The following is a 21,937-nucleotide window of genomic DNA, read 5'->3' on the forward strand; positions in this document are numbered from 1 at the left end:
AACACGTATTCCGTTTTCGGAAAGGCTCATGCGCCGATTCAAGGTGCTAGAGCGTCCTTTGCGCGTCCAAGAGGACGCGCGGCGCTCTAGTGGTCGACTTTTCCGATGCGGCGGTTTTCAACACCCCCGAGCCGCCGCGCGGGAAAGCACGGGGCCTGAATACGCTAGTCAGTCATCGTGTTCCGCCCCAGCGGCAGCGGGCCTCCCATCGCCCGCTGCCGCTCGAACATGCCGCTCAAGGCGTGAAGCGATTTTAGGCTACGACATGCTAAAACAAAGACTTACCGCGTATCCCTGAATCACTTTGTTCGCGATACGCCATGGAGAAGGCCACGATGCATATGCCGGCCACTCAATCTTCCAGCGAAATCGCGTATAACGGTTCTATGAAGATTCTCGTCATAGAAGACGATCGCGAGGCAGCCGACTACCTGCAGAAGGCGTTCGCCGAGGCCGGTCATACCGCCCATGTCGCCGGCGACGGCGAAACCGGCTTCGCGCTCGCCGATTCCGGCGACTATGACGTCATGGTCATTGACCGCATGATGCCGCGCCGCGACGGCCTGTCGGTCATTGCCGGGCTCAGGTCCAGAGGCAATACGACGCCCGTGCTGATCCTGTCGGCGCTCGGCGAAGTCGACGACCGGGTCACCGGTCTGCGCGCCGGCGGCGACGACTATCTGACCAAACCCTACGCCTTTTCCGAACTGCTCGCCCGCGTCGAGGTGCTGAACCGCCGCGCCAGCGCCAGGGAAGCCGAAACCGTCTACCGGGTCGGTGATCTCGAACTCGACCGGCTGTCGCACTCGGTGCGCCGCGCCGGGCGCGAGATAACGCTTCAGCCGCGCGAGTTCCGCCTGCTCGAATATTTGATGCGCCATGCCGGCCAGGTGGTGACGCGCACCATGCTGCTTGAGAACGTCTGGGACTACCATTTCGATCCGCAGACCAACGTCATCGACGTTCATATCTCGCGGCTGCGGGGCAAGATCGAGAAGGGCTTCGACAAGCCGATCCTGCACACGGTTCGCGGCGCCGGCTATATGCTGAAAAGCGGCTAGAATCCCATGACTCTTTCCGTGCCGGCCATCATGAAGACGACGGCAGCGCGGCTTTCGGCGCTCTACCTCCTGCTGTTCGCCATCTGCGCGGTGCTGCTCGTGTTCTACATGACCTCGCTGTCGGCGCGCATGCTGACCGGCCAGACCCAGGACACGATCAACGACGAGGTGCTCGGCCTCGCCCGCGCCTATCAGCGCGGCGGCTTGCCGCTGCTGGTCCGTGTCGTCGAGCAGCGCTCCCGCCAGCCCGGCGCCAATCTCTATCTGATCGCCGATGCCAACGGCCAGATCCTGACCGGCAACGTGCAGAGCCTGGAGCCGGGCGTGATCGAGGCCGAGGGCTGGACCACCGAGCCGTTCTCCTACCGCCGCTTCGGCGAGGGCGAGCTCGAGCGGCAGCGCAACCCGATCTCCGACCCGAACGAGCCCGCCCAGAGCGAAGTCCAGGCCGAAGGCGAGAAGGGCCACAACGCCATTGCCCTGGTGCTGCGCCTGCCCAACCAGATGATCATGCTGGTCGGCCGCGACCTCGGCGAGCCGGAGCGCTTCCGCGCCGTCATTCGTCGCGCTCTGATGCTGGCGCTCGGCATGATGGGCGTCGGCGGGCTGCTGATCTGGTTCTTCGTCGGGCGCGCGGCGCTGAAGCGCATCGACAGCGTGTCGGAGGCGAGCCGCCGCATCATGGGCGGCGATCTTTCCGGCCGGCTGCCGGTCACCGGCGCCGGCGACGAGTTCGACCGGCTGTCGGAAAACCTCAATTCCATGCTGGCCAGGATCGCCACGCTGAACGAGGGCCTGAAGCAGGTCTCCGACAACATCGCCCACGACCTGAAGACACCGCTGACTAGGCTGCGCAATCGCGCCGAGGCGACGCTTTCCGGCAAGCACAACACCGGCGACTACCGGCAGGCGCTGGAAGGGACGATCGCCGAATCCGATCAGCTGATAAAGACCTTCAACGCCATCCTGATGATCTCGCGACTGGAAGCCGGCTATTCCTCGGAAAGCACCACCAGGGCTGATCTGGCCGCTGCCGTGCACGACGTCGTCGAACTCTACGAGCCGGTAGCGGAGGAGGCGGGCGTGACGCTCGAAACTTCGGTGCAAGGTTCCTTCGCCGTCAACGGCAATCGCGAGCTGATTGGCCAGGCGCTGTCCAACATCGTCGACAACGCGATCAAATATTCGACCGACTCGACCTCCAGGCCTACGGTTCGCGTGACGCTGGAGCGTGTCGGTAGCGAGATCAGACTCGCCGTCTCCGACAACGGCCAGGGCATTCCCGACGATGTCGACCGCGCCAGGGTGACCGAGCGTTTCGTGCGGCTGGAAAAGAGCCGCTCGCAGCCGGGTTCCGGCCTTGGCTTGAGCCTCGCCAAGGCGATCGTGACGTTCCACAATGGACGGCTTGAGCTTCTGCCCGGCAATCCCGGATTGTCCGTCGTCATGAGTTTTCCCGGGCGGGAGGATCGCTGATGGTGGCGAGGATGGCAGTGCGACGCCTCGAAACGGACAGGCTGTTGAAGCCGACGATAAAGCTCGTTCCGCTGGATGCAAGCCGCGCCAGGCAGGAATTGTCGGAGATCGCCGACGCCGCGCGGCAAAAAGAACTGCCGCGACTGGCGAAATTCTTGGCAGGCAAGGGGGTCGTCCAGGATTTCCTCGCCGCCGTGTTCGACCTGTCGCCGTTCCTGCGCGATACCGCGCGCCGCCGGCCGCGGATACTCGATGCGCTTTTCGACGAGGCCATCGAGGCGCGGCTATCATCGATCGGCGCCGCGGTCGACAAGGCAGCACGCGTACAGGCCGTCTCCGAAAGCAGCCTGATGATGGAGCTGCGCCAATGCAAGGCGGAGGCGCATTTCCTGATCGCCTTGGCCGATCTCGCCGGCGAAGCCGAGACCTCGCTGACGGTGCGGCGACTGAGCGACCTTGCCGACGCCTGCACGCGTGCGGCGGTCGATTTCCTGCTCCGCGACGCGCATGAGCAAGGCAAGCTCAGTTTGCCGGATCCGAAAAATCCGGCGCGACGCTCGGGCTGGATCCTGCTCGGCATGGGCAAGCTCGGCGCGCATGAGCTGAACTTCTCCTCCGACATCGACCTCGTCGTCTTCTTCGACCCCGATGCGCCTGCCGTCGTCGATCCGCTCGATGCAACCGAGCTGTTTTCGCGCCTGACCCGCCGGCTGGTCCGCATTCTCCAGGACCGCACCGAGCATGGTTATGTCTTCCGCACCGATCTCAGGCTTCGTCCCGACCCCGGCTCGACGCCGCTGGCGATCCCGGTCGAGGCGGCGCTGCGCTACTATGAGGCGCGCGGCCAGAACTGGGAGCGCGCCGCCATGATCAAGGCGCGCCCGGTGGCCGGCGATGTTGCCGCCGGCGCCGCGTTCGTGAAGGAGCTGCAGCCCTATATCTGGCGCAAATACATGGACTATGCGGCGATTGCCGACGTCCATTCGATCAAGCGCCAGATCCACGCCCACAAGGGCCATGGCGAGGTCGCGGTCAAGGGCCACAACGTCAAGCTCGGCCGCGGCGGCATCCGCGAGATCGAGTTCTTCGTCCAGACCCAGCAGCTCATCGCCGGCGGCCGCTTTCCCGAACTGCGCGGCCGCGAGACCGTGTCGATGCTCGGCGAGCTCTCCGCCCGCGGCTGGATCACCGCCGACGCGCGCGATGCGCTCACCAGGCAATACTGGTTCCTGCGCCGCGTCGAACATGCCATCCAGATGGTTGCCGACCAGCAGACGCATATCCTGCCGGAGGACGAAGAGGGGCTGGAGCGCGTCGCCCGCATGCTGGGCTTTGCCGATGCGGCAGGCTTTGCCGAAACGTTCCGCGCGGCGCTGCACCAGGTCGAGCGCCACTATGCAGCGCTGTTCGAAACCGCGCCGGAGCTTTCGGCCGGCATCGGCAATCTGGTCTTTACCGGCGACGTCGACGATCCCGATACCTTGCAGACCTTGCAGCGGCTCGGCTTCCAGCGGCCGAGCGACATCTGCCGGGTTATCCGCGGCTGGCACTTCGGCCGCTACCGCGTCACCCGGTCGGCGGAAGCGCGCGAGCGGCTGACCGAACTGACGCCGGCGCTGCTGCAAGCCTTCGGCCAGACGCGGCGGGCGGACGAGGCAGTGATCCGCTTCGACGAATTCCTTGCCGGCCTGCCTGCCGGCATCCAGCTGTTTTCGCTGCTGCAGTCGAATCCGGCTTTGCTGAAGCTGATGGCGACTATCATGGGCGCGGCACCGCGGCTGGCCGCCATCATCACGCGCCGGCCGCATGTCTTCGATGGGCTGCTCGATCCGGCGCTGCTGAGCGAACTGCCAAACCGCGCCTATCTGTCGGCGCGCCTTGCCGCCTTCCTCGAAGGCGACAGAGCCTATGAAGACGTGCTCGACCGGCTGCGCATCTTTGCTTCGGAGCAAAAATTCCTGATCGGCGTCAGGCTGCTTGCCGGGTCGATCGACCCGCCGCGCGCCGGCCGCGCTTTTTCCGATCTCGCCGACCTGACCATCGAGGCGGCATTGCAGGCGGTGATGGCGGAATTCGCTTTGCGTCATGGCTATATTGCCGGCGGCCGGGTCGCGCTGCTCGGCATGGGCAAGCTCGGCAGCCGCGAACTGACGGCGGGCTCCGACGTCGACCTCATCCTGCTCTACGATCACGACGCCGATGCGGAGGAGTCCGACGGCGACAAGCCGCTTGCCCCGTCGCATTACTGCAGCCGGCTGACACAGCGGCTGATCGCCGCCGTTTCGGCGCCGACCGCCGAGGGCGTGCTCTACGAGCTCGACCTTCGCCTGCGACCGTCCGGCAACAAGGGGCCGGTGGCCACCCATGTCGACGCCTTCAAGAAGTATCAGCGCCAGGAAGCCTGGACATGGGAGCACATGGCGCTGGCGCGCGCCCGCACGATCGGCGGCGATGCCGAGCTCTGCCGCGAGGTCGAGGGAGAAGTTGCCGCAGTGCTCGCTCTGCCGCGCGATCCAGCCAAGGTGATGGCCGAGGCATCCGAGATGCGCGCCATGGTCGACAAGGAGAAGCCGCCGCGCGATCCCTGGGACATCAAGCTGATCCCGGGCGGCCTCATCGATCTCGAATTCATTGCCCAGGTTGCGCTGATCACCGGAAAGATCGAGGCAGGCCGCAGGGCCACCGGCACGGCTGAGGTCCTGTCGCGCCTGGCGCCGGATTTCGCCAGCGCCCAGGTCAGGCAGGAACTGGTGGATGCCTATTCGCTCTATCTGGCGCTGACCCAGATGATACGGCTTTGCCTCACCGGCGCGTTCGAACGCGACGACGTTCCGCCAGGGCTTTCGGATCTGCTTCTGGCCGTCACCGACCTGCCGGATTTCGGGGTGCTTGAAGCGCATCTCGGGGAGACGTCGCAGAAGGTCATAAAGGATTTCGACCTTCTGCTTCGTGCGAAACAACCGTGACGGCAACCAGCCGTACGGGCGAGAGCATCGGGCCAAAATTGCGACCTGCTTTGGGAGGTTCCGATGTTCAATCAAAGAGATAGAGCGGGGGATTGAAGGTCCGCCGCTCTAGCATCGGGGGTGACGATGCAACAGGAGAAGACCATGAGAAAGACGACCAGACTTGCACTCGTTTTCGCAGCCCTGGCCGGCGCCGTCGGCACCGCTGCCTATGCAGACGAGCACTCCGGGGCCGGGCCGCGCGACGGCATGATGATGCGCCTCGGCAAGGTCATGAACGACAATGACGGCACCATCACCTTCGACCAGTTCTCCGACGCCATGAACGCGCGGCTGAAGAAGATGGTCGCTGACAATGGCGGCAAGCTGACCGTGGCACAGCTCGCCGACGCGCTGGAGAAAGCACGCTTCGAGCAGATGGCCAGGCGCATCATCGCCCGTTACGACACCAAGGGCGACGGCACGCTGACCGCCGATGGCATCACAAGCCGCCAGAAGAAGGTCTTCGCCATGCTCGACCGTGACAATGACGGGAAAATCGAGAAGAACGAACTGCCGAAGGGTCCCGGCGGTCACCGCCAATGGGACGGCGAGGGCAATGATGGCACTGACGGCATGCAGTGAGAATTGATAACGCTCCGGCGGTGCGAGCCGCCGGAGACTTATGTGCGCGTCGACGCCTGAATCACCAGATCGGCCCAACTGCGAACGGACGGTGTTTCCACCGCATTCAGCTACTCTGTTCGCCGAGTCCGGTGCAGGGCGCGGCTTGTGTGGACCTGCAAAATCCGGTCGCGCAGATGGGCATAGAAGCGCGGCGGCAGCATGCCGTAATCAAAGCGGGACGGCTTCGTCCCTGGAATGGGCCTCAAATCGGGACCCGGCCAAAGGAATTCATTGATCTCGGTCACGATGATCCATGACGGCATATCGTCGAGACCGAGGTGGGTTTTGAGTGGCGCAGGTATTTCTATTGCATCCGCATGATCAGCCGGAGCTGAGTGGGTAATCGGAACCACCGTTACAACTTCACGCCCCTCCACGATGCGACGGGCGGCGACAATTGCGCAGGGCCGGCTCTTGCGGGCTTCCTCCGCGCCTTTTTTGTTTTCTCTCGCCCAGAGATAGGAATAGGAAATCACCAGACCGGGGACAGGTTTTGGGAGGCTCACGGTGTCCAGTCTTTGAGCATTGCATCAAGTCCGGCGTATTGGGTCGGGACGGCGCTTTCGCCGATGGCGTTCAGCGTCTCGTCGTCCAATTCCTCGACCGGGCGGGCGACCCGTCCTCTGACCAAAACCTCGAACATAGCCGCTGACAGGAGTACTGTATGGGTCCGCCCATTCTTTGTGATTGCAACCGGCGTGCGCTGGGCGGCATCCTGAAAGCGTCCGACATTCTGCTGGAATTCCGTTGAAGTCACTCGCATCACAAGCCCTCCTTTCTTTATCTAAAATAGATAAAATAGATAGACTTATCAAGGGAAAGTTCTCGCGTTGCCGGGCGGCGCGCAAGCGCATGTTCGACTGATCATGCTGGGCCTGGTCACGAAGTCATTCAGGCAGCGGCCCTGACCGCCTGCGCGGCTTTCTTGATCGGGATGCGTACCGAGACGATCGTTCCGACGCTTTCGGTCGAGCGGATCTTCAACGCGCCACCCTGAAGCTCGGCCAGCGAGCGCGAGATGGCGAGGCCGAGGCCGGAGCCGGCATGGCTCTTGGAGAACTGGTTTTGCACCTGTTCGAATGGCCGCCCGAGCTTGCTCAGCGCCGCCTTCGGGATGCCGCAGCCATTGTCCTCGATCGTCAGGATCAGCGCGCTGGAAATGCTGCGGGCTCTGACCGAGATGTGGCCGCCTTGCCCGGTGAACTTCACCGCATTGGACAGAAGGTTAATGAGGATCTGCTTGATCGCCCTGCGGTCGGCGAACAGCGTCAGCGAATCGGCGATGCGGGTTTCGACGGTGATCGACTTTTCCGCCGCCTGCAGAGAAACGACGCGAACCGTCTCCCTGATGAGCGGGCAGAGATCGATTTCTTCCTGATCCAGGGCGAACTGGCCGGCCTCGATCTTCGACATGTCGAGGATGTCATTGATCACACCGAGAAGATATTTGCCGCTGCCGTTGATGTCGGTGGCATACTCTTCGTAGCGCGGCGAACCCAGCGGCCCGAACAGCCGCCGTTCCATCAGTTCCGAGAAGCCGATGATCGCGTTGAGCGGGGTGCGCAACTCGTGCGACATGTTGGCCAGGAATTCGGATTTGGCCCGGTTTGCCGCTTCGGCGCGCTCGGTTTCCTTCATGTATTTGCGATTGAGTTCGACGAGCTCACGAGCCCGTTCTTCTTCCGCGCGGCGGGCAAGGCTGAGGTCATGGATTGTCGCCATCAGCCGGCGCTCGCTGTCGACCAGCTTCTCCTGGTGCAGCTTGATCTGGGTGATGTCGGAGCCGACAGAGACGGTACCGCCGTCCCTTGTCCGCAACTCGTTCACCTGCAGCCAGCGGCCGTCGGCAAGCTGGCGCTCGAAGGTCACGCCTCCCTGCGGTCCGTTGGTGTTGGCAAGCCGCCGCTCCGAGGCGAAGGCCAGCATGCGTTCCTCCAGAACGGCGCGCGGAGCGCCCGGCATCACGTCGCGATCCAACAGGCCGTTGTCCTGCTGGTATTTGGAATTGCACATGATCAGGCGCTCGGACGAATCCCACAGCACGAAAGATTCGTTGATGTTTTCGATGGCCGTCCTCAGGCGCAGGTCCGCCGCTTCGGAGCGCAGGGCCAGATGCCGCTGCTCGGTGACGTCGACGGCGATGCCGATCAGCTGGATCTCCGGCGCTTCCGGGTCGATAACGTGTGCTCGTGCGCGCATCCAAACCCATTGCCCGTCGGCATGGCGCATCCGGAACACCTGGTCGATATGGTCGATCTCGCGTGCGACGATCCTGTTGGCGAGTTCGAACAAATCGCCGTCCTCGGGATGAATGATTTCATCGACTTCGCCGAACGACAGCATCGTGTCACAAGGCTCGTAGCCCAGCATGTCGTACATCGAGCGCGACCAGTACATCTTGCCGCGCACCATGTCCCAATCCCACAGGCCGCAGCGGCCGCGCACCAGCGCCATGTCGATGCGCTGGTGGGCTTCGAGATAGATGCGATCGGCGGCCTGGGCGCGCGCCGCCTGGCCGAAATAGGCGTAGAGGATGATGATCAGCACGCCGGCCGTCAGCACGAACAGCGTGACGTTGAGCGAGACCGTCTTGCGCCAGGCGTCAAAAACTGCCTCCTGCGGCACGAACGCTGCCGCGGCACCCCTTCGGGCATTCGCCAGGCTCACTGCCGCGTACCAGTCCTGTCCGCCGATGTTGACCTCCATTACCCCGGCGCGGTCGCCGAACATGAACAGCGGCTGCCCGCCCTGCACGACGCCATCGAGCGATCGCCCCTCCCAGTGCATCGACTGCGGCGATACGGCAATGATCTTGAAGGCGCTATCGGTGATCGCCAGTACGTGGCTTCGGCCCATCGCGCCCTGACGACCGGTGCTCTCCAGCAGGTCCTGGATCGCGCCGGGCGCGGAAACCATGGTCGCGTCGGCGATCGAACTGGCCAGTTGGCCGGCGGCCAGCGCAAGGATCGCCTTGGCGTCGCGCTCGATCTCGTCGCGCTCGTTCATCAGCGACAGAAAGCGCAGTACTGCGATGATCAACAGAAACATGATGATGAGGGCCGGGATCGATCGCCGCAACAGCGGCTCGGCTGCCAGCAGCCGTCGGTAGGCAGGTTCGGCGATGAGCCGCGTATTGCCCGCGAGACCGTCGCTTCGCGCCTCGCGACGCTCAAACGCCGTCCCGCCGGGCGCGCCCCACGCGTCCGCCTTCGCCATAAATGGCACTCCCCGATTTTCTGTCCCGCTTGACGATCCGGCAACGCCGCACTTCCGAATCGTCACTAAAGAATCAAAGGTGATTCGCCTTGTCCAGAGGCGCGGCGAAAAAAGATTAAAAATCGACTAAAATAATGGGGTTTTCGGGTGGTCTTCCCTTTTTCCCACAAGGGGAGAACGGGAGGTCGCTTACGCCAGGGTGCGCTCGACGATGTCTCGCAAATCGGCCGACAGCTTCTCGGTATTGGCGATCGAAAGCAACGCCTCCCTTGCCTTGGCCTGCCGCACCGGTTCGAGCGAGCGCCACGACCTGAGCGCCGTCGCCAGCCTGGCGGCCACCTGCGGGTTGCGTTTTTCGACCTGCAGCACCGTTTCGACGAAAAGCCGGTAGCCTTGGCCGTCGGCGCGATGGAAGCCGGTCTGGTTGGCGCTGGAAAACGTACCGATGAGTGCCCGTACCCGGTTCGGGTTGGCCATCGAGAACGCCGGGTGGCTGGTCAAGGCGCGCACCGCGTCCACGGTTTGCGGGCCGGGCACGCTGGCCTGGGTCTGGAACCATTTGTCCATGACCAGCGGATCGGTTGCATATTTCGCCTCGAAATCGGCCAGTGCCTTGGTCGCCTCAGGTGAGCCATGGTGACGGTGCGCAAGAACGGTCAACGCCGCGGCACGATCCGTCATGTTGGTCGCCGATTGGAAGTGCCCGGCAGCGAGTCCCGCACCTCCCGGCAGCAAGGAGAGATAGTCCAGCAGGACATTGCGCAGCGCCCGCCCCCCGGCACTGGCCGCGTCCGGGCTGAACGGGCCATTGTCGGCGAGCCGATCGTAAAGTTTGGAGAATATCTCGCGGTTGGCCTCGGCGATCGCAACTGCCAGCGCCTCGCGCGCCGCGAAAATGGCGTCGGGGTCGATGTTCTTGCCGATGTCGCGGGCGATATCGGCCTCGCCGGGCAGCGCCAGGGCCAGTGCCCGATAGGCGGGTTCGAGTGCTTCGTCGCCGGCTGTCTTGCCGGCAAGCTCGGTCAGCCGGGCGCTGATCTCGGTTGGCCTGTGGTCCAGGATCTGGCGGAAACCGGCAATCAGCGCATCAGTCAAAAGCGTGTTGAACGACTGCCAGCGCGAGAAGGCGTCGCTGTCGTGGCCAGCCAGAAAAAACTGGTCGTCGGGCCGCTGCTCGACCGAAAGCGTCACCGGCGCCGAAAAGCCGCGGTTGAGCGACATGGCCGGACGCTCGACAATCCCGGAAAACCTGACGACATGGCGGCGTTTGCGGATATGGATGACACCGTCCTCGACATTCGCCCCTTCGACGCCGCTATGGGCTATCGCCTCGCCATCGGCGCCAACCAGGCCGAAGGCAAGCGGAATGTGCATCAGCCGCTTGCGGCTTTCCGCCGGTGTTGGCGGCACCGACTGCTCGATTTCGAGCGTGAATTCCCGCGCCGCCGGATTATACGCCGAACTGACGGTCAGGTTCGGGGTACCGGCCTGATGATACCACAGCGAAAACTGCGACAGGTCGCGACCTGAGACGTCTTCGAACACTTTGATGAAGTCTTCGATCGTCGCCGCCTGGCCGTCGTGACGTTCGAAGTAGAGGTCCATGCCGGCGCGGAACGTCTCGGCGCCGAGGATGGTATGGATCATGCGCACGACTTCCGAGCCTTTTTCGTAGACCGTCGCCGTGTAGAAATTGTTGATCTCGCGGTAGCGGCGAGGCCGGACCGGATGCGCCAGCGGCCCTTGGTCCTCGGGAAACTGATGGGCGCGCAGCGTACGCACCTCGGCGATGCGCTTGACGGCGCGCGAGCGCTGATCGGCCGAGAATTCGTGGTCGCGGAAAACCGTCAGCCCTTCCTTCAGGCAAAGCTGGAACCAGTCGCGGCAAGTGATTCTGTTACCTGTCCAATTGTGGAAATACTCATGCGCGATGATGGCTTCGATATTGGCGAAATCGGCGTCGGTCGCAGTTTCCTGGTCGGCAAGAACGTACTTGTCGTTGAAGATGTTGAGGCCCTTGTTCTCCATTGCGCCCATATTGAAGTCGGACACGGCGACGATGTTGAAGACATCGAGGTCGTATTCGCGGCCGAATGCCTCCTCGTCCCATTTCATTGACCGTTTCAAAGCGTCCATGGCGTAGCCGGCGAGCCTCTCCTTGCCCGGTTCGACATAGATTCCGAGCTCGACCTTGCGGCCAGACAGGGTGACAAAACTGTCCGAGATCTTGCCGAGGTCGCCTGCCACCAGCGCAAACAAATAGGACGGCTTGGGGAAGGGGTCGTGCCAGACCGCATAGTGCCAGCCGCCGGCAAGCTCGCCGCCACCGGCCGGGTTGCCGTTGGACAAAAGCAGCGGCGCCTCACGGCGCTGAGCTTCGATGCGGACCGTATAGACCGACAGGATGTCGGGACGGTCGAGGAAATAAGTGATGCGGCGAAAGCCTTCGGCCTCGCATTGTGTGCAATAGACGTCGCTCGAGCGATAGAGGCCCATTAGCGCCTCGTTCTGCGCCGGCGCCAACACGGTTTCAATTCTCAGCTGGAAGCACCTTGTCGCAGGGGGGCTGATGATTGTCAGTTGATCGGGCGTGGCGAGAAAATCCGCAGGGCTCGGTTCCTGGCCGTCGATGGCGATGCTGCGGAGCGTCAGCCCGTCGCCATCCAGCACCAGTGGCACCGACGCCGCAATCCCGTCGCGGCGTTCGACCGTCAGCACGGCGGTCACATGCGTTGCTTCAGGCGAAAGGCGGAAAGTCAGGCTGGTTTCCGGAATGAGATAATCACTGGGGCGATAGTCTTCGAGCTTGAAGACCTGGCCGGTATCTGTGCGCATTCCTTGATTTTTCCTGTCGATCCGGGAGCGGCGGGCGGGTCCGCTGGTCCAAATAATTTGAAGTCTGCGCTCTTTACACGAAACGTTCCCTCGACAAAACTGCAGCGACGTCTATTTCAGGCGATCATTTCCCAAGCATCATCGCGAGGCTTCCATGACCGTCGTCACGCCGAAATTCGGAACGAGCGCCTCTGTGTTGCGTCGCGAGGATATGGCCTTCATCAAGGGCGCGCGGGAGGCGGGTACGATCGGGTCGACGCCTGCCGCGCTCAATGCGGTGACCGACGCGCTCTACCGCACCTACGGCATCAGGCATATCGACATTCCGGCAACGCCGGCGTGCATCTGGGCGGCGATCGAGGAAGCAAAAGGGGCGTGACAGCCAGACCGGATTTGCCAGTGCTTGCAGCTGGCTACCTTGCCGGCGAGCACAGCACGCTGACCGGGATCTTGCTCAAAATCGTATCGGTGGCGGTCTTCGTCGGGATGTCGTCCTGCATCAAGGCGGCAGGCACCGTGCCGGCGGGCCAGATCGTCTTCTTCCGCTCCTTCTTTGCCATTTTTCCGATCATCGCCTTCCTCGCCTTCCAGGGAAAACTCGGAACCGCCTTTTCGACAAAGCGCCCGCTCAACCACATTGCGCGCGGCGTCGTCGGTGTCTGTGCCATGGGGCTCGGCTTCTTCGCGCTGACGCGGCTGCCGCTGCCGGAGGCTATCACACTGAACTACGCGCAGCCGCTGCTGGTCGTGGTGTTCAGTTCGATCTTCCTCGGCGAAGCCATCCGCATCTATCGCTGGAGTGCGGTTGCCGTCGGCCTGGTCGGGGTGCTGATCATCTCGTGGCCGGAACTGACGCTGCTCAGTTCGGGCGCTGCCCTTGGCGATCAGGAGGTGCTTGGCGTCATCGCCGCCCTCATAGCCGCGGCGATCTCGGCCATCGCCATGCTCCTGGTTCGCAACCTCGTCCAGAGCGAGCGGACGGCGACCATCGTGCTGTGGTTTTCGGTAACCGCGAGCGTCATGGCGCTGCTTTCGCTGCCATTCGGCTGGCAGGCGCTGACGCCAGCGCAGGCGGGGCTTCTGATTGCCGCAGGTTTTTGCGGCGGGCTTGGCCAGATCCTGATGACCTCGGCCTATCGCCATGCCGAGGCTTCCGTCGTAGCACCTTTCGAATACACTTCGATGATCCTCGGCGTCGTCGTCGGCTATCTGGTCTTTGGCGACGTCGCCACGATCAACATGCTGGTCGGCGGCATGATCGTGGTTGCGGCGGGGATTTTCATCATCTGGCGCGAGCGCCAGCTGGGTCTCGAACGCACCCGCACCCGCAAGGCCGTCGCGCCGGAAGGGTGATCAGCCCGCTGCGTCGGTCCGCTCTTTCGCCAGCCGCATCAGCACCGCCCGCGTCTGCTCGTCGGCGGGGAAAAAAGATTCGATCGCCAGCTCCGACAGCGTCACGTCGAGCGGCGTGCCGAACACGGTGATGGTGCTGATGAACGACAGCACCGCGTCGCCATGGGCAAGCTTGAGCGGATGGACAATCGCGTTCGGTTCGACCGGCGCCGGCCGGCTGCTTTTAGGGCCGGACGGATAGGCCCGAAGCTCGCGCTCGAGCTCGACCAGAACCGGATCGGCGGCAGTGTCGTTCTGCCGCTTCAGCCGCTCCAGAAGATGCGTCCGCCATTCCGCAGGGTTGACGATGCGCGGCGCGATGCCGCCGGGATGCAGGCTGAGGCGCAACACGTTGACCGGCGGCTTCAGCAGGGACGCGTCGGCGACATTGGCGAGGAACGGGCCGATGGCGGCGTTCGCCGACACCAGGTTCCAATGCCGGTCCACGGCAAGCGCCGGGAACGGCTCGTGCGCCTTGAGCACGGTCTCGACCGCCGCCATCGCCGGTGCCATCGAGGCATCGTCAAGTGGTCGTTCGCTGAAGCTCGGGGCAAAGCCGGCGGCCAGCAGCAGCTGGTTGCGCTGCCTGAGCGGGATCGAGAGCTGCTCTGCCAGATGCAACACCATATCACGCGAGGGTGCGGCGCGGCCGCTTTCCACGAAACTCAGATGCCGCTGCGAGATCTCGGCCTCCATAGCAAGGTCGAGCTGGCTCATGCGCCGGCGTGTACGCCATTCGCGAATGAGACTGCCGGCGGAAATCTGGGCTGCTGTCATGACGAGATGACTAGGCCGGAAGTGGGCGCATTTCAATTACCTGCTAGGTCATGATGCCGCCCTTCCTTCCTCGCAAGGGGAGGACGGAAGACGCGTTCTGCACCGTTACCCAAGTGCCCGCAACTTCGCCTTCACTTCGAGGAAATCCCGCCACGCCAGCTTCTTGTGCGCCGGCGTTCTCAACAAATAGGCCGGATGCAGGGTCGGCATGGCGGGAATGGCGACGCCAGACGGGGTCGTGTGGACGCGCCAGTTGCCGCGCAGCCGCAATATGCCTTCGGAGGTGTTGAGCAGGGTCTTTGCCGACGGGCCGCCGAGATTGACCAGCACCTTCGGATTGACCAGTTCGATCTGCCGCTCGATGAACGGCCGGCAGATCTCGGTCTCGTGCGGCGTCGGCGTGCGGTTGCCCGGCGGCCGCCAGGGAATCACGTTGGCGATGTAGGCAGATGTCCGGTCAAGACCGATCGCGTCCAGCATGCAGTCGAGCAGCCGGCCCGAGCGGCCGACGAACGGCAAGCCCTCTATGTCCTCGTCGCGGCCCGGTGCTTCGCCGACCAGCATCACCGCGGCAGTCGGATTGCCGTCGGCGAACACCAGGTTCTTGGCGGTGAATTTAAGATTGCAGCCGTCGAATGCCGCCATGTTCTGGCGAAGCTCGTCGAGGCTTGCCGCCGATCTCGCCAGTTGCCGCGCCAACGCCGCCTGCGCCTCGTCGGGCACCGTTGCGGTGGCCGGGGGCGTTCGCACTGCCGGTGCCGTATTCGGTCTCTCGCCCATTTCGGCACGCGACACGCTCGTCGAGCGTTGCTGCGCTGCATCTTCACCGGCCGGCAGAGCGGCAGCCACAGGCACCCGCTCCGGCGGCCTGGCTTCTGCAAACCTGTTTACCGGCTGTTCTTCAAGTGCCTCGTCGACGCCGGCGCTGGCGTAGAAGGCCAGCAGCTCGGCGAGATCGGCTCGGCTAGTGTGGGGGGCGGCAGTCATGGTTTCACATTCGGCCGCGGAGCTTGAATTTGCAAGTTCAGCTCGACGGTATGCGCGGATCCTGCACCAGATAGAACGTCCAGCGCGGCGTGTAGTCGGTGATCAGGAAATAGAAGCTGGCGGTCTTCAGCGGGTCGATCTTGCCGTTCTTGAACAGCAGGCGGTCATACGGTTCGAAATTGCGGTCGAAATCGGCGTAGCTGCTCGACCAGATATTTTCGGGCGTTTTGTTGCGCTGGTCGAACGACAGGCCGTCGCCGAACACGCTCGGCTGGTCGAGGATCTCTTGGAGTTCGAACTGGAACTCGACCCAGGCTTGGCCGCTATTGTTGAGCACGTCGATGCGCATATACATCAGACCATTGGCGAAGTCTCCCGCCTTGCCGAACGGCTGGATCGGCCTTGTCGTGCGAATGGCCAGCGTTACCGGCGTCGCTGAATTCAGCTCTTCGGTGATGACCAGCGGATCCTCCTTCGTGCCGATGCCGGAAGCCCCGGTGATGCGGAAACCGCCGCGCTCGTCGGAAAAGGAATAGGCGCCGGTCGCCCAGACCAGTTGCTGCTCGGCATGGGCATCGAGGGCCGTCAGTGGCAGAAGCGCCAAGAGCGCCGCACGGCAAAACCGGCCGGGCGTGAAAAAAAAGCGCGTCGATGAAAAGCCAGCCGGCCCGAATATGCGCATGGCGGGAAGTATGGCCGATAAGCAAGCCGTCGAACAATTAAAAACATCAGTGCGACATATCTGTGCAAACGGAATAGGATTGAAGATTGATGCTCGTCACCGCGAATCTGTGCGGCAGGACGCGACTTTTTGACGAAATCGGTATTGTCACGTCCGCGCCGGTTTCCCGTCGCTATTTGATGCGCTATGCAGCGCGTGAGCCAGCAAGATGCCGGGAATAGCGAGCCAGTGAGGGATCGATGAGCGATATCGAACGCGAAAGCATGGAATTCGACGTGGTCATCGTCGGCGCCGGCCCGGCCGGCCTCGCCGCCGCGATCCGTCTCAAGCAGGTCAATCCCGAGCTTTCCGTCGTCGTGCTGGAAAAGGGCGGCGAAGTCGGTGCGCACATCCTGTCCGGCGCCGTCGTCGATCCGATCGGCATCGACCGGCTGCTGCCCGGCTGGCGCGAAGAGGAGGGTCATCCCTTCAGGACACCGGTCACCGACGACCATTTCCTGGTTCTCGGCCCCGCCGGTTCGTTCCGTCTGCCCAATATCCTGATGCCGCCGCTGATGAACAATCACGGCAACTATATCGTCTCGCTCGGCAATGTCTGCCGCTGGCTGGCGACCAAGGCCGAGGCGCTGGGCGTCGAGATCTATCCGGGCTTTGCCGCGGTCGGCCTGCTCTACAACGAGGCCGGTGCGGTCACCGGCGTCGTCACCGGCGACATGGGCGTCGAGAAGGACGGCACGCACGGCCCGGGCTTTGCGCCGGGCATGGCGCTGATGGGCAAATATGTCTTGATCGGCGAGGGCGCGCGCGGCTCGCTGGCTAAGCAACTGATCGCCAAACACCACCTTTCCGACGGTCGTGAGCCCGGAAAATACGGCATCGGCCTCAAGGAACTCTGGCAGATCAAACCGGAAAACCACCGGCCCGGCCTTGTCCAGCATTCCTTCGGCTGGCCGCTCGATATGAAGACCGGCGGCGGCTCCTTCCTCTACCATCTCGAGGACAACCAGGTGGCAGTCGGCTTCGTCGTTCACCTGAACTACAAGAACCCCTATCTGTCGCCCTTTGACGAGTTCCAGCGCTTCAAGACCCATCCGGCGATCCGCGGCACCTTCGAGGGTGCCAAGCGGCTGGGCTACGGTGCCCGCGCCATCACCGAAGGCGGCTGGCAGTCGGTGCCGAAACTGTCCTTTCCCGGCGGTGCGCTGATCGGCTGCGCGGCCGGCTTCGTCAACGTGCCGCGCATCAAGGGCTCGCACAATGCCGTGCTCTCCGGAATGCTGGCGGCCGAGCATGTCTGTGATGCGATAGCCGCCGGCCGCACCAATGACGAGCTGGCCTCCTACGAGGCCACCTGGCGCGCCACCGATATCGGCAAGGACCTGAAGAAAGTGCGCAACGTCAAGCCGCTATGGTCGCGCTTCGGCACCATTGTCGGCGTCGGCCTTGGCGGCCTCGACATGTGGCTGAACACGCTGTTCGGCTTCTCGCCCTTCGGCACGATGAAGCACGGCAGGGCCGACTACGCGACGCTGGAACCGGCCGCCGCGCACCAGAAGATCGCCTACCCGAAGCCGGACGGGGTGCTGACCTTCGACCGGCTGTCGTCGGTGTTCCTGTCCAACACCAACCACGAGGAGAACGAGCCGGTGCATCTGCTCGTCGCCGACATGGACCTGCAGAAGCGCTCCGAGCATGACGTCTATGCGGGGCCCTCGACGCGTTACTGCCCGGCCAGCGTCTACGAATGGGTCGACAAGGATGGCAATGCCGCCGCCGATCCTGCGGCCAAGGATGTGCGCTTCGTCATCAACGCGCAGAACTGCGTGCACTGCAAGACTTGCGACATCAAGGACCCGAACCAGAACATAAATTGGGTGCCGCCACAGGGCGGCGAGGGCCCGGTCTACCAGAACATGTAAGTCACAAGGTTTGCTCCGGACTAAACAAGATGAGGAGCAGCGCAACCGTAGGATTGTTGAATAAACCGCCTGCCTGTGTTTCCTTTCTGCGGCGACAGGGAGGAAGGAAAAATGCGCCTGGCAGTTCTGACGAGCGTTGTGGCGATCGGGGCATTGTGCGCCCCTGCAGCCTTGGCCGGCACTAAGGTGCTGGTCAAGACACGAACTTACAGCATTGCCGGAACCACCGGCGCGGCCCTGATCGAGGCCATGGATCGCAGTGGGCCGAAGCACGGCTTCATGACCCACGCCATCGCGCAGACCGGCTACAGCGTCGATGATTGGACCTTCGACGCCCATCGGGAAAACGGCGTCTGCCGCCTGCGCCAGGCCAACGGGACGCTCAATCTCTTCTATACCTATCCCAAACTAGTCTCAGCCACGTCGCCTGCGCTGCAGAAGCGCTGGAAGCGGTTCTTCGCTGGCGTCCGCGCCCATGAAGAGACCCATGGCCGCATCGCCAGACAGATGATGCGGGCCACCGAAAAGTCGGTTCGAGGGCTGACAGTCGGTGATGACCCGCACTGTTTCGAGGCACGTCGCGAGGCAAAGCGCCGGATCAATGCCATCTATGCCGAATACGAGGCAAAGCAGATCGCCTTCGATGCGCACGAGCATCGCGACGGCGGCCCTGTCGAGCACCTCATCCGCGCTTTTGTAGGCCAGTAATAAGCCAGGTCGAGATTGGACTGCGGATTTTCAGCTTCGCGTCCCGCCAGGCAGCGCCGCAAGCGCGGTCGCCGTCTGGTGCTCGTCGAGCGGCTTTTGTTCATCCGACCGTAGCGAAAACTCCACCAGCACCGGCAGATGGTCTGAGCCGGTGTCCTCAAGGGTCGACGCCGAACGGATAACGATGGCGCCCTTGCTGAAAACCTGGTCGATCGGCAGTCCGGCGAAGCGCAGGAAATCCGGCAGCCTTCTGTAGAGCCAGGTCGGCCCGACCGACGGCATTACAGTCAGCTTGCCAAGCGATGCGACGCGCCGGACGGCGGCGCTCCATGGCGCTGCGTTGCAGTCGCCTGCCAGGATCGACGTCTCGCCAAGCGAGGCGATTTCGTCAGACAACCCTCCAATCTGCCGTGATTGGTTGTGCGGCCATGGCCAGGTGAGGTGGATGGCGGCGACATCGACGTCGGTTCCGCCGAAATCGACCGTGGCGATCGCCATCGCGCCGCGGCTGTCGCAGTGCGGCTCCGTGCCTATGGCAAACGGTCGTCTGGACAGCAGCGCAACGCCGAACACGCCATTGGGATATGGGCAGAGGATCCGGTGGGGATAGGCGCCGGATAGCAGCCCAAGCTTTGCCTTCCACATCTCGGACACCTCGTCGAGGGTGATCACATCAGGCTGGGTCCGGCCGATCAGCGACAGCACCTGCTCAGGCGTTGGATTGTTGAACCTGAGGTTCATCTGCAGCAGGCGGTAGACTGGCTCGTCACCGGGTTTGGCTTCGTAGCCGGCCTGCACCTGCCATAGCCGCGAAAGCGGCAAGGCATTCGACGTAGTGGCAAAGGAGGCTATCGCAAACAGCAATGCGGCCGCGGCCTGCAGGCGAAACGAGGTGGCGAGCAGCGGCAGCGCGCAAAGCGCCATCAGCACCGAAAAATGGACGCGGAAATGAGCAAAGGAATCGAGGGCCGGATGCAGCGATCCGAAGAACCCGGCCACCAGCGCGGCCGAGAGTGCAAGCATTGCGACGAATGCCAGCGCAACCGTCATGTCCCGAACAGGTGCCATCGCTTTGTCTATCGGCAGAAGTGCGGCTCAATCAAGATGACGAAATGTCCTGACCTGGACCGACACATGCAATTCGGCATTTACTGGAAGGCAGTTTCCGAAAAGCTCCTGAGCTTGCGCGAATGCAGCCGCTCCATCGGCATTTCAGCCAGCTTCTCCATCGCCCTGATGCCGATGGTCAGATGCTGCGCTACTTGCCGCTTGTAGAACTCGGTCGCCATGCCCGGCAACTTCAATTCGCCATGCAGCGGCTTGTCGGATACGCAAAGCAGCGTGCCATAGGGCACCCGGAAGCGGAAGCCGTTGGCGGCGATCGTCGCCGATTCCATGTCGAGAGCGATCGCCCGCGACTGCGACAGCCGCTGCACCGGCCCGCGCTGGTCGCGCAGCTCCCAATTGCGGTTGTCGATAGTGGCGACGGTGCCGGTGCGCATGATGCGCTTGAGATCATATCCGGAAAGCCCGGTGACCTCGGCGACCGCTTCCTGCAGCGCCACCTGGATTTCGGCTAGCGGCGGGATCGGCACCCAGACCGGAAGATCGTCGTCGAGGACATGGTCTTCCCGTACGTAGGCATGCGCCAGCACATAATCCCCGAGCGCCTGCGTGTTGCGCAGGCCGGCGCAATGGCCGAGCATCACCCAGGCATGCGGCCGGAGCACCGCGATATGGTCGGTGATCGTCTTGGCGTTGGAAGGGCCAACGCCGATATTGACCATGGTGATGCCGCCATGATTCGGCTTCTTCAGATGATAGGCCGGCATCTGCGGCAGGCGAGGGGGCGCAGCACCCTCACCGGGCGCGCCGTCCCCTGCTTTGGTCACGATGTTGCCCGGCTCGACGAACTCGACATATCCGTCACCGCCATTGGCCATCAATTCGCGTGCACGGGCGACGAATTCGTCGATATAGAATTGGTAGTTGGTGAACAGCACGAAGTTCTGGAAATGCTGGGGGCTGGTCGCCGTATAATGCGACATCCGGTGCAGCGAATAGTCGATCCGTTGCGCGGTGAACGGCGCCAGCGGCCGTGCCTCGCCCAATGCCACTTCGAACGTGCCGTTGGCGATCTGGTCGTCGGTGCCGTCGAGATCTGGCACGTCGAACAGGTCACGGATCGGCCGTTTGATGCGTTCGGCAGCAGCGCCGTCGACATGGGTGCCTTCGAGGAAGGCGAAATGCAGCGGGATGGGAGTGGTCGATTCCGAAACCGTGACGGGAACGCCGTGGTTGCGCATGATCAGCCGAAGCTGTTCGGTGAGGTAGCTTTCGAAAAGAGCAGGCTGGGTGATGGTGGTTGAGAAATGCCCCGGCGTCGGCATGTGGCCATAGGCCTGCCGCGAGTCGATTTGCGTGAAGGAACTCGTGGTGACGCCGATCTCCGGATAGAAAGCCCGGTAGCGTTTGTTGTTGTCGCCGCCCGCGGCGAGCGCGGCAAATGAATCGCGCAGGAACTTGGTGTTGCGGTCGTAAAGCACCTGTAGGGCCGCGACGGCCTTCTTGGCGTCGTTGAAGCTCTGCCGGCCAAACGGCTCCGGCGTGACCACCGATTCAATGGCTTGGGGATAGATTCGCTTTTCCATGACCCAATATAGAGAGTTGGACGCGCGGTTGGGAGGGGGTAAGGCGGCCTCAATACGCGCTGTCGGCGTTTTTCGGTCTGCTAACCGCGCTGCAGGCTAACCAGCAGCACAAAGCCGAGGCCTGACTTCCTCAACGCAGGCGCCTCGATCGTCGAGCCGGCATTGGTGCGCATCGTCGGCACCGCCAGTACCGGTACCGAAAGAACAGTCAGGATGAGCGCCGCGCGCGGCAGCAGCCGAAGCGTCTTGAGGGTGTTGGCGGCGAGGCGGTTCATTGGCGTTTTGCTTTTCTCTAAAGGTTCAGCTCTTTGTCGGGTTCAGTGGCGAAGCTGGTTCGGGCAACCGAGCCGGCAGGAAATGGCGACGTCCCAGGCGCGGGCCGGGCGGCCGGCTTCGGCGACAAGGACGGCGAACAACATGCCGAACAGGCTCATCAGCAGGCAGACGATGGTGAAGCGGCGGGCAAGCATTGCGCGGTGTCTCCTTCAACACGCATGACAATGCCTTGCCCAGGGTGAACCGGCTCTGATCCCGGCGTTCATCTGGGGTTCAAAAATGGTTGATGATCTCTGAGAGGGTCCGCTTTGAGTGCAGCGACCCA

At 63.1% G+C, this 21,937-nt stretch carries 20 protein-coding genes; 9 read left to right on the forward strand and 11 right to left on the reverse strand.

Annotated elements, in window-relative coordinates:
* Nucleotides 1-386: 386 nt before the first annotated feature.
* The 4 genes from NKJ91_RS02565 to NKJ91_RS02580 all read left to right on the forward strand — a co-directional run bounded on the left by NKJ91_RS02565 (nucleotide 387) and on the right by NKJ91_RS02580 (nucleotide 6,127).
* A complete protein-coding gene (locus NKJ91_RS02565) occupies nucleotides 387-1,061 on the forward strand; it encodes a response regulator transcription factor (RefSeq protein WP_352454335.1) in 675 nt (224 codons plus the stop codon).
* Between the two features lie 6 nt (nucleotides 1,062-1,067).
* Nucleotides 1,068-2,537: a sensor histidine kinase gene (locus NKJ91_RS02570; RefSeq protein ID WP_352454336.1), complete on the forward strand. Its 1,470-nt coding sequence runs from the start codon at nucleotides 1,068-1,070 to the stop codon at nucleotides 2,535-2,537.
* Nucleotides 2,537-5,503, forward strand: a complete 2,967-nt coding sequence (locus tag NKJ91_RS02575) for a bifunctional [glutamine synthetase] adenylyltransferase/[glutamine synthetase]-adenylyl-L-tyrosine phosphorylase (protein WP_352454337.1) — start codon at nucleotides 2,537-2,539, stop codon at nucleotides 5,501-5,503. The genes NKJ91_RS02570 and NKJ91_RS02575 overlap by 1 nt, the downstream gene beginning before the upstream one ends.
* Before the next feature lie 144 nt (nucleotides 5,504-5,647).
* Entirely contained in the window at nucleotides 5,648-6,127 is a 480-nt protein-coding gene (locus NKJ91_RS02580) for an EF-hand domain-containing protein (protein WP_352454338.1), read from the forward strand.
* 110 nt (nucleotides 6,128-6,237) lie between these two features.
* Here NKJ91_RS02580 and NKJ91_RS02585 read toward each other — a convergent pair whose 3' ends face one another.
* From NKJ91_RS02585 to pepN, 4 genes are all read right to left on the reverse strand, one after another.
* Complete coding sequence (locus NKJ91_RS02585; RefSeq protein ID WP_352454339.1) at nucleotides 6,238-6,675, reverse strand: type II toxin-antitoxin system PemK/MazF family toxin; 438 nt, start codon at nucleotides 6,673-6,675, stop codon at nucleotides 6,238-6,240.
* Nucleotides 6,672-6,932 (reverse strand): type II toxin-antitoxin system prevent-host-death family antitoxin, encoded by a 261-nt coding sequence (locus NKJ91_RS02590; protein WP_352454340.1) that lies wholly within the window; start codon nucleotides 6,930-6,932, stop codon nucleotides 6,672-6,674. The genes NKJ91_RS02585 and NKJ91_RS02590 overlap by 4 nt, the downstream gene beginning before the upstream one ends.
* Nucleotides 6,933-7,060: 128 nt before the next feature.
* Nucleotides 7,061-9,385: a PAS domain-containing sensor histidine kinase gene (locus tag NKJ91_RS02595; RefSeq protein ID WP_352454341.1), complete on the reverse strand. Its 2,325-nt coding sequence runs from the start codon at nucleotides 9,383-9,385 to the stop codon at nucleotides 7,061-7,063.
* Nucleotides 9,386-9,574: 189 nt separating this feature from the next.
* Nucleotides 9,575-12,220, reverse strand: coding sequence for an aminopeptidase N (pepN, locus tag NKJ91_RS02600; RefSeq protein ID WP_352454342.1), 2,646 nt, complete (start codon nucleotides 12,218-12,220; stop codon nucleotides 9,575-9,577).
* A gap of 154 nt (nucleotides 12,221-12,374) precedes the next feature.
* On the opposite strand from pepN, the gene NKJ91_RS02605 reads away from it, so the two are divergent.
* Nucleotides 12,375-12,599, forward strand: coding sequence for a hypothetical protein (locus NKJ91_RS02605; RefSeq protein WP_352454432.1), 225 nt, complete (start codon nucleotides 12,375-12,377; stop codon nucleotides 12,597-12,599).
* On the forward strand, nucleotides 12,596-13,573 hold the full coding sequence (locus NKJ91_RS02610; RefSeq protein WP_502903548.1) for a DMT family transporter: 978 nt from the start codon (nucleotides 12,596-12,598) through the stop codon (nucleotides 13,571-13,573). The genes NKJ91_RS02605 and NKJ91_RS02610 overlap by 4 nt, the downstream gene beginning before the upstream one ends.
* On the opposite strand, the gene NKJ91_RS02615 is transcribed toward NKJ91_RS02610, so the two are convergent.
* The 3 genes from NKJ91_RS02615 to NKJ91_RS02625 all read right to left on the reverse strand — a co-directional run bounded on the left by NKJ91_RS02615 (nucleotide 13,574) and on the right by NKJ91_RS02625 (nucleotide 16,058).
* Nucleotides 13,574-14,389, reverse strand: a complete 816-nt coding sequence (locus NKJ91_RS02615) for a helix-turn-helix domain-containing protein (protein WP_352454343.1) — start codon at nucleotides 14,387-14,389, stop codon at nucleotides 13,574-13,576.
* 105 nt (nucleotides 14,390-14,494) lie between these two features.
* Nucleotides 14,495-15,376, reverse strand: coding sequence for a uracil-DNA glycosylase (locus NKJ91_RS02620; RefSeq protein ID WP_352454344.1), 882 nt, complete (start codon nucleotides 15,374-15,376; stop codon nucleotides 14,495-14,497).
* Nucleotides 15,377-15,413: 37 nt separating this feature from the next.
* On the reverse strand, nucleotides 15,414-16,058 hold the full coding sequence (locus NKJ91_RS02625) for a hypothetical protein (protein ID WP_352454345.1): 645 nt from the start codon (nucleotides 16,056-16,058) through the stop codon (nucleotides 15,414-15,416).
* On the opposite strand from NKJ91_RS02625, the gene NKJ91_RS02630 reads away from it, so the two are divergent.
* The 3 genes from NKJ91_RS02630 (at nucleotide 16,009) to NKJ91_RS02640 (ending at nucleotide 18,685) form a co-directional block, all read left to right on the forward strand.
* Nucleotides 16,009-16,191: a hypothetical protein gene (locus NKJ91_RS02630; protein WP_198023574.1), complete on the forward strand. Its 183-nt coding sequence runs from the start codon at nucleotides 16,009-16,011 to the stop codon at nucleotides 16,189-16,191. The genes NKJ91_RS02625 and NKJ91_RS02630 overlap by 50 nt on opposite strands.
* A 106-nt stretch (nucleotides 16,192-16,297) precedes the next feature.
* Entirely contained in the window at nucleotides 16,298-17,977 is a 1,680-nt protein-coding gene (locus tag NKJ91_RS02635; RefSeq protein WP_023677807.1) for an electron transfer flavoprotein-ubiquinone oxidoreductase, read from the forward strand.
* Nucleotides 17,978-18,088: 111 nt separating this feature from the next.
* On the forward strand, nucleotides 18,089-18,685 hold the full coding sequence (locus NKJ91_RS02640) for a DUF922 domain-containing protein (RefSeq protein ID WP_352454346.1): 597 nt from the start codon (nucleotides 18,089-18,091) through the stop codon (nucleotides 18,683-18,685).
* Between the two features lie 30 nt (nucleotides 18,686-18,715).
* Here the strand turns inward: NKJ91_RS02640 and NKJ91_RS02645 are convergent, their stop codons facing one another.
* From NKJ91_RS02645 to NKJ91_RS02660, 4 genes are all read right to left on the reverse strand, one after another.
* On the reverse strand, nucleotides 18,716-19,753 hold the full coding sequence (locus NKJ91_RS02645; RefSeq protein WP_352454347.1) for an endonuclease/exonuclease/phosphatase family protein: 1,038 nt from the start codon (nucleotides 19,751-19,753) through the stop codon (nucleotides 18,716-18,718).
* A gap of 80 nt (nucleotides 19,754-19,833) precedes the next feature.
* The gene (locus NKJ91_RS02650; RefSeq protein WP_352454348.1) at nucleotides 19,834-21,336 is read right to left on the reverse strand and encodes an AMP nucleosidase; all 1,503 of its coding nucleotides are present in this window, start codon (nucleotides 21,334-21,336) and stop codon (nucleotides 19,834-19,836) included.
* A gap of 80 nt (nucleotides 21,337-21,416) precedes the next feature.
* Nucleotides 21,417-21,611, reverse strand: coding sequence for a hypothetical protein (locus NKJ91_RS02655; RefSeq protein ID WP_352454349.1), 195 nt, complete (start codon nucleotides 21,609-21,611; stop codon nucleotides 21,417-21,419).
* 42 nt (nucleotides 21,612-21,653) lie between these two features.
* A complete protein-coding gene (locus NKJ91_RS02660; RefSeq protein WP_023718367.1) occupies nucleotides 21,654-21,806 on the reverse strand; it encodes a hypothetical protein in 153 nt (50 codons plus the stop codon).
* Nucleotides 21,807-21,937: the final 131 nt, after the last annotated feature.

Source organism: Mesorhizobium sp. M0040, from assembly GCF_040323505.1.
In the GTDB taxonomy this organism is placed as follows: Bacteria; Pseudomonadota; Alphaproteobacteria; order Rhizobiales; family Rhizobiaceae; genus Mesorhizobium.

What these genes read in the sequence shown, in the direction of transcription:
- NKJ91_RS02645 (WP_352454347.1), bottom strand. Translation starts at nt 19,753, where the DNA reads ATGGCACCTGTTCGGGACATGACGGTTGCGCTGGCATTCGTCGCAATG.
- pepN (WP_352454342.1), bottom strand. Translation starts at nt 12,220, where the DNA reads ATGCGCACAGATACCGGCCAGGTCTTCAAGCTCGAAGACTATCGCCCC.
- NKJ91_RS02565 (WP_352454335.1), top strand. Translation starts at nt 387, where the DNA reads ATGAAGATTCTCGTCATAGAAGACGATCGCGAGGCAGCCGACTACCTG.
- NKJ91_RS02590 (WP_352454340.1), bottom strand. Translation starts at nt 6,932, where the DNA reads ATGCGAGTGACTTCAACGGAATTCCAGCAGAATGTCGGACGCTTTCAG.
- NKJ91_RS02625 (WP_352454345.1), bottom strand. Translation starts at nt 16,058, where the DNA reads ATGCGCATATTCGGGCCGGCTGGCTTTTCATCGACGCGCTTTTTTTTC.
- NKJ91_RS02660 (WP_023718367.1), bottom strand. Translation starts at nt 21,806, where the DNA reads ATGCTTGCCCGCCGCTTCACCATCGTCTGCCTGCTGATGAGCCTGTTC.
- NKJ91_RS02615 (WP_352454343.1), bottom strand. Translation starts at nt 14,389, where the DNA reads ATGACAGCAGCCCAGATTTCCGCCGGCAGTCTCATTCGCGAATGGCGT.
- NKJ91_RS02635 (WP_023677807.1), top strand. Translation starts at nt 16,298, where the DNA reads ATGAGCGATATCGAACGCGAAAGCATGGAATTCGACGTGGTCATCGTC.
- NKJ91_RS02580 (WP_352454338.1), top strand. Translation starts at nt 5,648, where the DNA reads ATGAGAAAGACGACCAGACTTGCACTCGTTTTCGCAGCCCTGGCCGGC.
- NKJ91_RS02605 (WP_352454432.1), top strand. Translation starts at nt 12,375, where the DNA reads ATGACCGTCGTCACGCCGAAATTCGGAACGAGCGCCTCTGTGTTGCGT.
- NKJ91_RS02595 (WP_352454341.1), bottom strand. Translation starts at nt 9,385, where the DNA reads ATGGCGAAGGCGGACGCGTGGGGCGCGCCCGGCGGGACGGCGTTTGAG.
- NKJ91_RS02570 (WP_352454336.1), top strand. Translation starts at nt 1,068, where the DNA reads ATGACTCTTTCCGTGCCGGCCATCATGAAGACGACGGCAGCGCGGCTT.
- NKJ91_RS02650 (WP_352454348.1), bottom strand. Translation starts at nt 21,336, where the DNA reads ATGGAAAAGCGAATCTATCCCCAAGCCATTGAATCGGTGGTCACGCCG.
- NKJ91_RS02655 (WP_352454349.1), bottom strand. Translation starts at nt 21,611, where the DNA reads ATGAACCGCCTCGCCGCCAACACCCTCAAGACGCTTCGGCTGCTGCCG.
- NKJ91_RS02575 (WP_352454337.1), top strand. Translation starts at nt 2,537, where the DNA reads ATGGTGGCGAGGATGGCAGTGCGACGCCTCGAAACGGACAGGCTGTTG.
- NKJ91_RS02640 (WP_352454346.1), top strand. Translation starts at nt 18,089, where the DNA reads ATGCGCCTGGCAGTTCTGACGAGCGTTGTGGCGATCGGGGCATTGTGC.
- NKJ91_RS02620 (WP_352454344.1), bottom strand. Translation starts at nt 15,376, where the DNA reads ATGACTGCCGCCCCCCACACTAGCCGAGCCGATCTCGCCGAGCTGCTG.